A 12,945-nucleotide genomic window follows, 5' to 3' on the forward strand; every position below is an offset into this window, starting at 1 on the left:
GCCCGCGTGAATCCCCCGGTCAGCACACTGATGGACATGAGCACACCCAATGCCAAGCCGAAGAACACCTCGGCGTACATGGTCCAGGCCGCGATCGCGTTCGGCGTCAGCCTGATCGGCACCGGCGCCGGGATCGCCTACCTGCCGCTGGACGCCTGGCAGCGCGGCTTCCTCGCGATGTCGGGGCTGTTCCTCGTCACCAGTTGCTTCACCCTCGCCAAGGTGGTGCGCGACCAGCAGGAGGCCCAGTCCCTGATCGGCCGGATCGACGAGGCGCGGCTGGAACAGCTGATCGCCGAGCACAATCCGTTCCGATCGGTGTCGTAGCCGGGTCCGGGCAGCCCCGATCGAGGGGTTCGGCGCTGCCCGGCCCGGTTACTTCAGCTGATGCTCGGTGGCGGCCGACTCGACCAGGTACGCCTTGATCCGCTCCGCCAGTTCCGGTGTGTAGTCCGGTGGTTCGGCCACCGCGGCCCACGCGTCGGGCACCACGTTGCCGTAGTTGTGGCCGTGCCCGTTGGACACCGTCTGCGCGCGGGGCAGATCCGCCGCGACCTGCCAGAACGTGACGATCGGATACCATGACATCGCCGGGGACACATCGGGTCCGCGCTTCTCGCGCAGCCAATCCGGCTCGGAGAACAGCAGATCCGGTGACCACCACACCACCGGGTCGGACGCGTGCTGCAGGTAGACGATGCGCGGGTCGGTCCAGTTGTCCGAGGGCCTGCCCAGCTGATCGGCGCTCGCGGCGAAGCGCACCGAGAGCCCGTCCGCGAAGATCGGGGTGATCTCCTCGGTGCCCGGATCACGCCTGCGCACGAATTCCGACCACAGCCGGTTCGAGTTGGGCGGACCCACCCAGAGCACGCCGTCGGTGCGGTTGCGAATGTCGGCCAGGCCGGAGAACGCGCCCTCCGAGCCCTGCGAACCGAGGCTCTCGCCGTAGACCAGCAGCTTGGGCCTGGCGTCCGCGGGCAGCGCCGACCAGCGTTCGTACACCTTGTCGAACAGCAGCCGACCCATGGTCATCGACTTGTCGCGGTCGGACAGGAACGACAGGGCGCTGGGCAGATACGAGTACTGCGTCGCCACCAGGGCGCTGTCGCCGTTGTACATCAGCTCGATCGACTCGGCGCTGGTCGAGTCGACCCAGCCGGTGCCGGTCGTGCTGATCACCACCAGCACTTCCCGTTCGAAGGCCTTCGTCCGGTCGAGTTCGGCGACGGCCAGATCGGTCTGCGCCTCGAAGCCGTCGGCCGATTCCAGCCCCGCGTACACCCGGATCGGTTCGCGCGCTGGCTTTCCGGTGACCTCCCCGATGGCCAGTGCGGTCGGCGCGTTGGACACGAACCACCGGCCCTCCGAGCCGAGGGTGTCCCACTTCGCCAACGACTCGGGGCTGCCGGACCGTTCGGGCAGCGTCGGCTGGATCGCGTGCGGGGAGGTGTGGCTGTTGCGGGCGCTGAACGCCGAATTCGCCACGGTGAAGAAGCCTTTCGCGAGCACGCCGTTGAACAGCAGCACGGCGGCGATGATCACGATGAGCACACCGAGCGGCCGCGCGAACGAGGCCGGGATCCGGACCCACTGGTTCAGGCCGTGCGCCACGAACCGCACCAGCCGGACCACGCCGCGCGAGAGCCAGATCAGCAGGCCGACCACCACCGCGCCGACCAGCACGGTGCGCGGGTAGCCGGAGTCGGAGATCGGTTCCATCGCCATCAGGTCGGTGATCTGGCGCTGCCAGTGCGCGGACTGGACGCTCAGCGCGATCGAGACGATCAGGCAGGCCAGCACGATCACGGATTTCACCGCGATCGACGTCCAGCTCGGGCGCTTCGCCCAGAGTTCGGCAACCCGGGCGGGCAGGGTGATCCTGGGCCGCACCCACTTGCCCCAGGCCCAGGCCAGGGCCGAGCCGATGCCGTAGCCGATGGTCGCGTTGATGCCGCTGACCAGGCCCTGGAAGAACCAGTCGCGCGGCAGCAGCGACGGTGTCAGCGACCAGCAGAAGAAGATCGTGGCCACGACGAGGCCGGTGTAGTTCGGGTGGAAGAACCGCTCGACCAGGTGGATTCCGCGCAGGACCAGATTGTCCGGCGCGGCCGTCTTGTCGGGCGCGACGGGAGTCTCGGGCGCGGCCGGGGTGTCGGGCGTGGCCGGAGTGGGAGTCGAGCTCGTGTCCTCTGTGGTCAAGCTCGACTCCTCATCCGACGTTTCAGGCGGTGTGCGCTCCGAACAGCTTAGGCAGCGTGCCCTCGAACGCCTCGCGCAATTCGGCGAGTGTCACCGAGAACTGGCCCTGCACCTCGATCGAATCCGAGCCCTGGTCCACCACGCCGATGCGCACCCACGGCAGCTGCCGCGCGTCGCACATCTTGGTGAAGCGGGTCTCCTCCGAGCGCGGCACCGCGACGAGCACGCGCCCGGCCGACTCGGAGAACAGCTGCACGAACGCATCCGTTCCCTCGGGCAGCACGATGCGGCAGCCGGTCTCGCCCGCCAGCGCGGCCTCGACGACGGTCTGCGCCAGGCCGCCCTCGGACAGGTCGTGCGCGGCGGAGATCATGCCGTCACGCGAGCCCGAGGTGAGCACCTCCGAGAGCAGCTGCTCGCGGGCGAAGTCGACCTTCGGCGGCACGCCACCGAGGTGATCGTGCACGACCTGGGACCAGATCGAGCCGTCCAGCTCGTCGTGGGTGTCGCCGAGCAGGATCAGCGACTCGCCCGGCTCCAGGCCGAGGCCGGTCGGGATGCGGCGGTGCACGTCGTCGATCACGCCGAGCACGCCGACCACCGGGGTGGGCAGGATGGCGTCCTTGCCGGTCTGGTTGTAGAAGCTGACGTTGCCGCCGGTCACCGGAATGCCCAGGGCCGCACAGCCGTCCGCGAGACCGCGCACGGCCTGCTGGAACTGCCACATCACGCCCGGGTCCTCCGGCGAACCGAAGTTCAGGCAGTTGGTGACGGCCTTCGGGGTGGCGCCGGTGGTGGCGACATTGCGGAAGGCCTCGGCCAGCGCCAGCTGCGCGCCGGTGTACGGGTCGAGCTTGGTGTAGCGGCCCGAGGCGTCGGTGGCCAGCGCGATGCCGCGGCCGGACTCCTCGTCGATGCGCACCACGCCGGCGTCGGCGTGCTCGGCCAGCACGGTGTTGCCGCGCACGTAGCGGTCGTACTGCTCGGTGATCCACTTGCGGCTGCACAGCTGCGGGCTGGCGACCAGCTGCAGCAGGGTCTCGCGCAGCTCGTCGGCCGTCTTGGGCCGGGGCAGCGTGGCGGTGGTGTCGGCGATCAGCGCGTCCTGGGTGTCGGGACGCTGCACCGGGCGCTCGTAGACCGGGCCCTCGTGGGCGACGGTGCGCGGCGGCACGTCGACGACGGTCTCGCCGTGCCAGGTGATGACGAGGTGGTCGCCGTCGGTGACCTCACCGATGACGGTGGCCAGCACGTCGTGGCGCTTGCAGACGGCCATGAAGGCGTCCACGTTCTCGGGGGTGACGACCGCGCACATGCGCTCCTGCGATTCGCTCGACAGGATCTCGGCGGGGGTCATGTGCTTTGCGCGCAGCGGGACCTTGGTCAGGTCGATGTGCATGCCGCCGTCGCCCGCCGCGGCCAGTTCCGAGGTGGCGCAGGACAGCCCGGCGCCGCCGAGGTCCTGGATGCCGACGACGAGGCCGGCCTTGTACAGGTCCAGACAGCACTCGATGAGCACCTTCTCGGTGAACGGGTCACCGACCTGCACGGCGGGCAGCTTCTTGCGGCCGGTGCCGGTCTCCTCGCCGGAGAAGGTGTCCGAGGCGAGCACGGACACGCCGCCGATGCCGTCGAGGCCGGTGCGCGCGCCGAAAAGGATGATCTTGTTGCCCGCGCCGGAGGCGAAGGCCAGGTGCAGGTCCTCCACGCGCATCGCGCCCGCGCACAGCGCGTTCACCAGCGGGTTGCCCTGGTAGGAGGCGTCGAAGACGGTCTCGCCGCCGACATTGGGCAGGCCGAGGGAGTTGCCGTAGCCGCCGATGCCGCGCACGACGCCGTCGACCACGCGACGGGTGTCGGCCGCGTCCGCCGCGCCGAAGCGCAGCTGGTCCATCACCGCGATCGGGCGCGCGCCCATCGCCATGATGTCGCGCACGATGCCGCCGACGCCGGTGGCCGCGCCCTGGTACGGCTCGACGTAGGACGGGTGGTTGTGGCTCTCCACCTTGAAGGTGACGGCCCAGCCGTCGCCGATGTCGACCACGCCGGCGTTCTCGCCGATGCCGGCCAGCATCGAGGCCTTCATCTCGGGCGTCGTCGTCTCACCGAAGTAGCGCAGGTGCACCTTGGAGGACTTGTAGGAGCAGTGCTCGCTCCACATCACGGAGTACATCGCCAGCTCGGCGTCGGTGGGCCGACGGCCGAGGATCTCCTTGATGCGGGCGTACTCGTCGTCTTTGAGACCGAGTTCCTTGTACGGCTGCGGAGCATCCGGGGTGGCTACGGCGGTGGCGACGGTGTCGACCTGCAGTGTCACGGGAGACCAGGGTCCTTTCGGCCGGGGGACTTGCCACCAGAGTCTAGTTGGCTACGCGGAAGCCGCCCGCCCAGGGCCTGTGTTGCGAACAAGTGACAGACCTCGCACCCGGCCTGGTCACACCTACGCTTCGCCTCGCTACCTACCCGTTAGTCTGACGCCGTGAACGAGAGTCCGGGGGTTGCCGAGCAGGTCGAGTCGACTGCTCCCGCGCATGACGCGGTGCCGAGTTCCACTCCGGCCGGACCGTCGGCTCCCCCACCCGCGCGGACCGACCGGGACCGGCGGCTGCGCTGGCTGGCCGCCGCGATCGGATTGTTCGTCGTCTCGGCCGCGATCGCGCTGCTCGCGCACTGGTGGCACGGCTACATCGACCTGCGGGTCTACCGCAACGGCGCCCGCGTCTGGCTCGACGGCGGCGATCTGTACGGGCCGATGCCGCCGGTCTACGGGCTGGGTCTGCCGTTCACCTATCCTCCGCTGGCCGCGGCGTTCTTCGTGCCGCTGGCGCTGATGCCGATCCCGGTCGCCGAGGTCGTCGTGCTGGTGACCTCGCTGCTGAGCCTGGGGATCGCGCTGTGGCTGGTCCTGGTCCGGGTGCGTCCCGAGCTCGACCGGATCGCGGTGCTGACCGTGGTGATCGCCGGTCTCGGCCTGGCCCAATTCCTCGAACCGGTCCGCCAGACCTTCAACTTCGGCCAGATCAACCTGATCCTGATGGCCGCGATCACCCTCGACATCCTGGTCCGCAAACCGTTCTGGCCGCGCGGCATGCTGATCGGCATCGCGGTCTCGATCAAGCTCATCCCCGCGGCCTACCTGCTCTACTTCCTGCTGAAGCGGGACTGGAAGGCCGCGATCACCCTGGTCGTGTCGGCCGTCGGCGCGGTCGGGCTCGGATTCCTGCTGTTCCCGGCCGATTCGGTGGAGTACTGGTTCGACACCGTCACCGATACCGGCCGCATCGGCACCCCGTATTTCGCGGGCAACCAGTCGATCAAGGGCACGCTGTTCCGCCTGGGGATGGACGAGTCGGTCGCCACCGGGCTGTGGATCGCGCTGTCGGCCGTCACGGTCGCGCTGGCCGCGGTCTGGATGTACCGGCTGATCGGCGCGGGCAAGGACGTCTCGGCGCTGCTGGTCAACGCGGCCGCCGTGCTGCTGGTGTCGCCGGTCTCGTGGTCGCACCACTGGGTGTGGGTCGCGCCCGCGCTGGTCGTCGCCGTCGATCAGGTCACCCGGCGTCGCTCGCGAGCGTTCACCACCGTGGTCGCGCTGTTCACCGTGATGTTCATCATCGGCCCGCAGTGGGTGCTGCCGCATTCCGGCGGCAAGGAACTCGACTGGGCGTGGTGGCAGCAGATCATCGGCAGCGCCTACGTCTGGACCACCTTCGCGGTGATCGTGTACGCGGTCATCACCTACCGCCCCACCAAGAAGGCCCCCGCCGCACCGGAACTCGCGACCGCCTGACAGCGGGATTCACGCGGCGGCCCTTCGGTGTTCGCTCAGTCCAGGGCAGCCGGGGTGAGGAAGGCGGCGAGCGCGGCGGCGTAGGCGGGAACGTCGGCAGCGCCCATGAGTTCGCGGCACGAGTGCATGGCCAATTGCGGTGCGCCCACGTCGACCGTCGAGATGCCGGTGCGCGCCGCGGTCATCGGCCCGATGGTCGACCCGCACGGCAGATCCGCGCGATGCACGTAGCGCTGCAACGGAACTCCCGCCTGGGCGCAGGCCAGCGCGAACGCACCGGCCCCCGCCGCGTCGGTGGCGTAGCGCAGGTTCTGGTTGACCTTGAGCACCGGTCCGCCGCCGACCTCGATCCGATGCGCCGGCTCGTGCCGGTCCGGGTAGTTCGGGTGGGTCGCGTGGGCCATGTCACCGGAGGCGACCACCGAACCGGCCAGCGCGGCCAGGTAATCGGCCCGGCCGCCACCGCGCGCCAGCACGATGCGCTCGAGCACCGCGGGCAGCAGGTCCGACTGCGCGCCCCGGTCGGACTGGCTGCCGACCTCCTCGTGGTCGAACATCACCAGCACCGGCGTCGCGGCGCCCGGCTCGTCGACGGCGGCGAGGAACGCCTGCAGCCCGGCGTAGCAGGTGCCCTGGTTGTCCAGGCGCGGCGCGCTCACCAGGTCGTTGTCCCGGCCGACCAGCGTGCTCGGCGCGAGATCGTGGGTCATCAGCTCCCAGCCGAGCACGTCGGCACCGTCGACGCCGGCGCGGTCGGCCACGAAATCCAGGAAGGAGGCCGGGGCGTCACCGATGCCCCAGATGGCGTTCACGTGCCGCTGCGGGTCCAGCGTCACCCCGCGCCGGTCCTCGGACAGGTGGATCGCCAGCTGCGGCACCCGCAGGATCGGGTCGTCGATGCGGACCAGCACGTCGCTCATCCGCGCGCCGTCGCGCACGCTCAACCGGCCGGAGAGACCGAGTTCGCGGTCCAGCCAGGAGTTCAGCCACGCACCGCCGTAGGGCTCCAGCCCGACCAGCTGCCAGCCCGCCGTCGCCAGGTCGGGATGCTGCTTCACCCGCAGGTTCGGGCTGTCGGTGTGCGCGCCGACCACCCGGAACGGGTCGGCGGGCGCCGCGTCGAAGTCGGCCCACGCGATCAGCGAACCACCGCGCACCACATAGTGTTTCCCGCCCGCGCTCTCCCACGCCTGTGCCTCGGTCAACGGCGTGAACCCGTTGGCGGCCAGCTCGGCGGCGACCGTCGCGCACACGTGGAACGGCGAGGGCGAGGCATCGATGAACGCGCACAAGCCACTCGCCGTGGCCGCAGTCAGGGATACAGGCACAGCCGCGATCCTAGCCCCAGGGTCGCCCGCCACGCCGGTCCGTAGCCTGGACGAGTGGGCAGTGTTGACGTCGAGCGCCGGTCCGACGGTGACTGGGAATTCGCAGGTCCGGCCGCGGTGACGACGCCGGGGACCGGGATCATCGGCTACCGCGACGCGGCCGGGGCCGGGTTGGATCTGCGCGTCGCGGGCGCGGCATCGGTCACCGTGCTGATCGAATTCGGGGATCGCGACCTGCACGTCGACGACGCGTTCGGCAGCCGGACCCTCGGCGGCTTCGTCGCCGGACTGCCCATCGAGGCCATGCGGGTGCGGGCCGCGCGGGCGGCGTGTGTCGAGGTCCGGCTGTCACCGGTGCGGGCGTACTCGCTGCTCGGTGTGTCCCCGGCGGAGCTGGGCCGGGGCGCGGTCGACCTGGAGGACCTGTGGGGCGCGCGGGCCCGGCGGCTGCGTGCCCAACTCGCGTCCGCCCCGACCTGGGACGACCGCTTCGCGATCACCAGATCGTTTCTCGCGCACGGCGATCGGCCGACGCGCACGCCCGACCCGGAGGTGCTCGCCGGCTGGAGCCGCATCCTCAGCACCGGCGGCCAGGTGCGGATCGGTGCGCTCGCCGCCTCGCTCGGCTGGAGCCACAAGCGGCTGTGGGCGCGGTTCGAGTCCCAGATCGGCCTGACCCCCAAGCGGGCGGCCATGCTGGTCCGCTTCCGGTCCGCGGTCGACGAGCTGCTGGCGGGCACACCGGCCGCCGAGGTCGCGGCGGCCTGCGGGTACACCGATCAGGCCCACCTGTGCCGGGACGTGTCGGCCTTCGCCGACCAGACACCGGGCGCGCTGGTCCCGGCCTACCTGCCGACCATCGCCCGGGACCGCTACCGGGCCTGGGGAAGATTCGTCCGGCGCCCGGTGAATGCCGGCTAGAGCTCGGCGATGACGGACAGCGCGGCGGCCAGCTCGCTGTAGCGCCGCGCGCCCAGGCGGGCACGGAGCTCTTCCTCCGCGAGCTGTTCCTCGGCCCGGATCTTGGTGACCAGCTTCGCCCCGAGACTGCTGAGCCCGATCAGGATCCGGCGGCGATCGTCGGTGGCGGCGACCCGGAAGATCAGCCCGCGCTCGGCGAGATGATCGGCGTGCCGGGTGGCCGAGGACGGCGCCAGCCGCGCGGCCGCCGCCAATTCCGACATGGTCATGCCGTCGTCGGTGGACAACTGCGACAGAATCGCCCAGTGGTCGGCCGTGAGATTGTCGGCCGACAACGCCGATTCCAGCTGGCGCACCCAGTTACGTTCTGCCGAGCGCAGCGCGCCGTGCAGCGTGGAACACCCACTTATGATGGACACCGATTGCATTCCCACCTGCCGACACATTCATTCGAACAAACCTGTTCGCACTAGGCGTTAGAGTACAGAATGCCCACGTTCGACGAGAGTCGGGACGAAACGATCGAGATTCTCTCGATCGTGCCCACTCAGGGCCCCGGTGGCATCATCGCACCGTCGTGCACCGCCGCCATTTCCCTGGCCGTCGACGAAATCAATAGTGGGACAGGAATTCTGGGCCGGGAAATTCGGCTGACAACCCTCGACGGCGGCCGTCCGCCGTACGAGGTGGCCGCCGAAGTCGACGCGTTCCTGGCGACCGGAATGGTCGGCGCGATCACCGGCTGGCACACCTCCGCCGTGCGCCGCGCCGTCGCCGACGCCGTCGACGGCCGGGTTCCCTACCTCTACGCGACCGATCACGAGGGCCTGCCCGACGAGCGCCCCGGTGTCCTGCTGGTGGGCGAGCATCCCGATCACCAGACCGTGCCCGCCGTCGCCTGGATGGCCCGTGAGCTGGGCGTACGCCGCTGGGCGGTGATCGGCAACGACTACATCTGGCCGCGGCAGACCGTCAACGCGCTGCGCCGCGCGCTGCCCTCACCGGCCGACCTCGTGCTCGAGCAGTACGTGCCGCTGGGCACCACCGATTTCCACGCATTCCTCGACAGCCCGGCCCTGCTGCGCGCCGACGCGGTGCTGATCCTGATGGTCGGCGCCGACACCGCCCGCTTCAATCGCCAGTTCACCGCGACCGGCCTGCCCGCGATCATGCCGCGACTGAGTCCGGCCGTCGACGAGAACGTGCTGCTCAGCGCGGGCCCGGCGGCCAATGCCAACATGTTCGTCGCGTCGAGCTTCTTCGTCGACGAGCACACCGCCGACGGCCGCGACCGCCGCACCCGCTACCGCGAGCACCACGGCGCCTTCGCCCCCGCGCTGACGACGTTCAGCAATTCCACCTACGAGGCCGTCCACCTGCTGCGCACGCTGGCCGACACCGTCGGCACCCTGGACGTCCCGACCATCTCGGCCAGGCTCGCCGACGGCATCGTCCTCGACGGCCCGTCCACCCGCAACGGCTTCCTCGGCAACCAGGCCGTCGGCCCGGCCCACCTGGCCCGCACCGACGGCGTCGACTTCGACATCATCGACCGGCTGCCCTGAAACGGACGACGCCCCGGTCCTCGAAGGGAGGCCGGGGCGTCGGTATGTGCGAACTCAGGCGTTGATCAGGCTGTCGATGACCGAGAAGAACATGCCGAGACCGTCGTCGCTCGGGCCGGTCAGCGCCTCGGTGGCGTGCTCGGGGTGCGGCATCAGGCCGACGACCCGGCCGTTGGCCGAGGAGATACCCGCGATGCCGCGCTGCGAGCCGTTCGGGTTGTCGCCCGCGTAGCGGAACACCACGCGGCCCTCGCCCTCGAGCTCGTCGAGCACCTGCTGCGACGCCTGGTAGCGGCCCTCGCCCGACTTCAGCGGGATGAGGATCTGCGCGCCCTGCTCGTAGCGGGAGGTCCAGGCGGTGTTCGTCGCCTCGACCTGCAGCCACTCGTCGCGGCAGATGAAGTGCAGGCCCTCGTTGCGGGTCAGCGCGCCCGGCAGCAGCCCGGCCTCGCACAGCACCTGGAAGCCGTTGCAGATGCCGAGCACCGGCAGGCCCTGACCGGCCGCGCGCACGACCTCGCCCATCACCGGCGCGAACCGGGCGATGGCGCCGCAGCGCAGGTAGTCGCCGTAGGAGAAGCCACCGGGCACGATGACCGCGTCGACGCCCTTGATGTCGGCGTCGGCGTGCCACAGGCTCACGGCCTCGGCGCCCGCCAGCTTCACCGCGCGGGCGGCGTCGACATCATCGAGCGTGCCCGGAAAAGTAATAACGCCGATGCGTGCGCTCACGAGACCCGAACGACCTTCCAGTCCTCGATCACCGTGTTGGCCAGCAGCGCCTCGGCGATCTGCTCGAGCTCGGCGTCGGAGACACTCTCGTCCACCTCGAGCTCGAATCGCTTGCCCTGCCGCACATCCGAGATTCCAGCGAATCCCAGACGCGGGAGCGCGCCGACCACGGCCTGTCCCTGGGGGTCCAGGATCTCGGCCTTCGGCATGACCTCGACCACGACTCGTGCCACGCGTTGCTCCTCATGTGGTGTGGGGGGTTACCTCGGAAATCCTAGTTGACCCGGCCGTCGTACCCGCCTTCCGGGGTAGCGGCGGCTGTGTTCGACGGCGCCGACCCCCGAGGGCCCTGCGTGGCCACACTCCGCTTCCGCCTCCGGGCCCACCGGGATCGGCGGCGATAGCATCGGGTATGCGCATCGCCCACTTCGGTCATTCCTGCATCCTCGTGGAACTGCACGGCGTGAAAGTGCTGTTCGATCCCGGCACCTTCGCGCACGGCTTCGAGGGCATCACCGGACTGGACGCGATCGCGGTGACCCACCAGCATCCCGACCACATCGATCCGACCCGGATCGAGGCGTTGATCGAGGCCAACCCGACCGCCCGCCTGCTGTCGGACCCGCAGACCGCCCAGCAGCGCGGCGAGGGGTGGGAGCCGGTCTCCGCGGGCCAGGTGCTCGACATCGGCGACCTGCAGATCACCGGCGGTGGCGGACGTCACGCCGTGATCCACCCCGACATCCCGGTGATCGACAACACGGTCTTCCAGCTCGGCACCGCGGCCGATCCGGCCCAGCTGGTGCACCCCGGCGACTCGCTGTGGGTGCCACCGGTCCCGGTCGGCGTGCTCGCCATCCCGGCCGTCGCGCCGTGGATGCGGATCTGGGACACCGTCGACTACCTGCGCGCGGTCAATCCCCGCACCGCCGTCCCGGTCCATTTCGGGATCGTCGAGCCGGCGGCGCAGGGCATCTACTTCGGCAGGCTGACCGAGATGGCCCCGGCCGGGACCGAATTCCGGGTGATCCAGCCGGAGGACCAGGCGCAGTTCTGATCAGCGGTAGGTGCTGAGGAACAGCGCCTCGGCCAGCGCCATGTGCTCGATCTCGGTCGGGTCCACGCTCTCGTTGGGCGCGTGGATCAGGCACTTCGGCTCCTCGACGCCGATCAGCATGATCTCGGCCTTCGGATAGGTGTCGGCGAAGACATTGCACAGCGGGATCGAGCCGCCCTGCCCCTCGGTGGTCACATGCCTGCCGTAGGAGGTCGCCATCGCCTGCTCCAGCGCCGAGCGCGCCGGCCCCTGCTCGGAAGCGACGAACGGCTCGCCGAGCGCCTCCACCTCGAGCTCGAGCTGGGCGTTCCACGGCAGGTGCGCGCGCAGGTGCTTCTCCAGCAGGTCGAGGGCCTGCTTGGGTTCGGTGCCCGGCGGGATGCGCAGGTTGAGCCGGGCCCTGGTGCTCGGCTGGATCGCCGCCGACGATCCGACGACGGCGGGCACGTCCATGCCGAGCACGGTCAGCGCGGGCCGGGCCCACACCATGTCCGAGACGGTGCCGCTGCCGAGCAGGTCGACTCCGTCGAGCACGCCCGCGTCGGCCCGGAAGTCCTCGACCGGGTACTGCACGCCGGTCCACTTCTGATCGTCGGTGAGCCCGTCGATGGTGGTGTTGCCGTGTTCGTCCCGCAGCGACGACAGCAGCCGGATCATCGCGGCCAGCGCGTCCGGCGCCGGGCCGCCGAACATGCCCGAGTGCATCGGCCCCGCCAGCGTCTTCACCGTGACCACGACATTGACGTTCCCGCGCAGGGTCTGGGTGAAGGTGGGCACGCCGACCGCGAAGTTGCCGCAGTCGGCCACCAGGATCACGTCGGCCGCGAGCAGGTCGGGATTGGCGACGACGAACTTCTCCAGCCCGCCGGTGCCCTGCTCCTCGGAGCCCTCCGACACCACCTTGATCCCGATCGGGAAGTCCGGCCCGATCGCACGCAGGGCCGTCAGGTGGGTGACGATATTGCCCTTGCAGTCGGCGGCACCGCGGCCGAACCAGCGACCATCCTTGTCGGTGAGCGTCCAGACCGGGGTGTTCCAGGCGTCGTCGCCCAGCGGCGGCTGCACGTCGTAGTGGCAGTAGAGCAGCACCGTCGGTGTGCCGGGCGGGCCCGGCTTGTGCCCGATGACGGCCTTGCTGCCGTCGGGCGTCTCGTGCAGGCCCACCTCGGTCAGCCCGGCCGCGGCGAACGCGTCGGCCACCCACTGCGCGGTCTGCTCGCAGCCCTCGGGCGGGAACTGGCGCGGGTCGGCGACCGATTTGAGCGAAACCAGCTCGGTGAGATCCTTTTTCGCCCGGCCCATCAGCCCGGCGATCGTGGTGCGCAACGCAGCCACTTCGGGGGTATCCGTCAT

At 70.2% G+C, this 12,945-nt stretch carries 12 protein-coding genes; 5 read left to right on the forward strand and 7 right to left on the reverse strand.

Annotated elements, in window-relative coordinates:
* Nucleotides 1-36 precede the first annotated feature (36 nt).
* The gene (locus ACFVW6_RS06980) at nucleotides 37-327 is read left to right on the forward strand and encodes a YiaA/YiaB family inner membrane protein (RefSeq protein ID WP_019044829.1); all 291 of its coding nucleotides are present in this window, start codon (nucleotides 37-39) and stop codon (nucleotides 325-327) included.
* A gap of 48 nt (nucleotides 328-375) precedes the next feature.
* Here ACFVW6_RS06980 and ACFVW6_RS06985 read toward each other — a convergent pair whose 3' ends face one another.
* Both ACFVW6_RS06985 and purL read right to left on the reverse strand, forming a co-directional pair.
* A complete protein-coding gene (locus ACFVW6_RS06985; protein ID WP_378825335.1) occupies nucleotides 376-2,199 on the reverse strand; it encodes an alpha/beta hydrolase in 1,824 nt (607 codons plus the stop codon).
* Between the two features lie 22 nt (nucleotides 2,200-2,221).
* Complete coding sequence (gene purL, locus ACFVW6_RS06990) at nucleotides 2,222-4,516, reverse strand: phosphoribosylformylglycinamidine synthase subunit PurL (protein ID WP_378825333.1); 2,295 nt, start codon at nucleotides 4,514-4,516, stop codon at nucleotides 2,222-2,224.
* 162 nt (nucleotides 4,517-4,678) lie between these two features.
* Between purL and ACFVW6_RS06995 the strand changes: the two genes are divergently transcribed.
* Nucleotides 4,679-5,989: a glycosyltransferase 87 family protein gene (locus tag ACFVW6_RS06995; RefSeq protein WP_378825331.1), complete on the forward strand. Its 1,311-nt coding sequence runs from the start codon at nucleotides 4,679-4,681 to the stop codon at nucleotides 5,987-5,989.
* Between the two features lie 35 nt (nucleotides 5,990-6,024).
* On the opposite strand, the gene ACFVW6_RS07000 is transcribed toward ACFVW6_RS06995, so the two are convergent.
* Nucleotides 6,025-7,317 (reverse strand): M18 family aminopeptidase, encoded by a 1,293-nt coding sequence (locus ACFVW6_RS07000; RefSeq protein WP_378825329.1) that lies wholly within the window; start codon nucleotides 7,315-7,317, stop codon nucleotides 6,025-6,027.
* 54 nt (nucleotides 7,318-7,371) lie between these two features.
* Between ACFVW6_RS07000 and ACFVW6_RS07005 the strand changes: the two genes are divergently transcribed.
* The gene (locus ACFVW6_RS07005) at nucleotides 7,372-8,238 is read left to right on the forward strand and encodes a helix-turn-helix domain-containing protein (RefSeq protein ID WP_378825326.1); all 867 of its coding nucleotides are present in this window, start codon (nucleotides 7,372-7,374) and stop codon (nucleotides 8,236-8,238) included.
* On the opposite strand, the gene ACFVW6_RS07010 is transcribed toward ACFVW6_RS07005, so the two are convergent.
* Nucleotides 8,235-8,666, reverse strand: coding sequence for a MarR family transcriptional regulator (locus tag ACFVW6_RS07010; protein ID WP_355270942.1), 432 nt, complete (start codon nucleotides 8,664-8,666; stop codon nucleotides 8,235-8,237). The genes ACFVW6_RS07005 and ACFVW6_RS07010 overlap by 4 nt on opposite strands.
* A gap of 60 nt (nucleotides 8,667-8,726) precedes the next feature.
* Between ACFVW6_RS07010 and ACFVW6_RS07015 the strand changes: the two genes are divergently transcribed.
* Nucleotides 8,727-9,803, forward strand: coding sequence for a substrate-binding domain-containing protein (locus ACFVW6_RS07015; RefSeq protein WP_378825323.1), 1,077 nt, complete (start codon nucleotides 8,727-8,729; stop codon nucleotides 9,801-9,803).
* A gap of 54 nt (nucleotides 9,804-9,857) precedes the next feature.
* On the opposite strand, the gene purQ is transcribed toward ACFVW6_RS07015, so the two are convergent.
* On the reverse strand, nucleotides 9,858-10,535 hold the full coding sequence (gene purQ, locus ACFVW6_RS07020) for a phosphoribosylformylglycinamidine synthase subunit PurQ (RefSeq protein ID WP_355270938.1): 678 nt from the start codon (nucleotides 10,533-10,535) through the stop codon (nucleotides 9,858-9,860).
* Nucleotides 10,532-10,768: a phosphoribosylformylglycinamidine synthase subunit PurS gene (purS, locus tag ACFVW6_RS07025; RefSeq protein WP_022565847.1), complete on the reverse strand. Its 237-nt coding sequence runs from the start codon at nucleotides 10,766-10,768 to the stop codon at nucleotides 10,532-10,534. The genes purQ and purS overlap by 4 nt, the downstream gene beginning before the upstream one ends.
* Nucleotides 10,769-10,947: 179 nt before the next feature.
* Here purS and ACFVW6_RS07030 point away from each other — a divergent pair, with 179 nt between their 5' ends.
* Nucleotides 10,948-11,592, forward strand: a complete 645-nt coding sequence (locus ACFVW6_RS07030) for an MBL fold metallo-hydrolase (RefSeq protein ID WP_355270937.1) — start codon at nucleotides 10,948-10,950, stop codon at nucleotides 11,590-11,592.
* Here ACFVW6_RS07030 and ACFVW6_RS07035 read toward each other — a convergent pair whose 3' ends face one another.
* Nucleotides 11,593-12,945 carry a dipeptidase gene (locus ACFVW6_RS07035; RefSeq protein WP_378825318.1) on the reverse strand — a complete coding sequence of 451 codons (1,353 nt, stop codon included), beginning with the start codon at nucleotides 12,943-12,945 and terminating at the stop codon, nucleotides 11,593-11,595.

The sequence above is a fragment of the Nocardia sp. NPDC058244 genome (assembly GCF_042882065.1).
In the GTDB taxonomy this organism is placed as follows: domain Bacteria; phylum Actinomycetota; class Actinomycetes; order Mycobacteriales; family Mycobacteriaceae; genus Nocardia.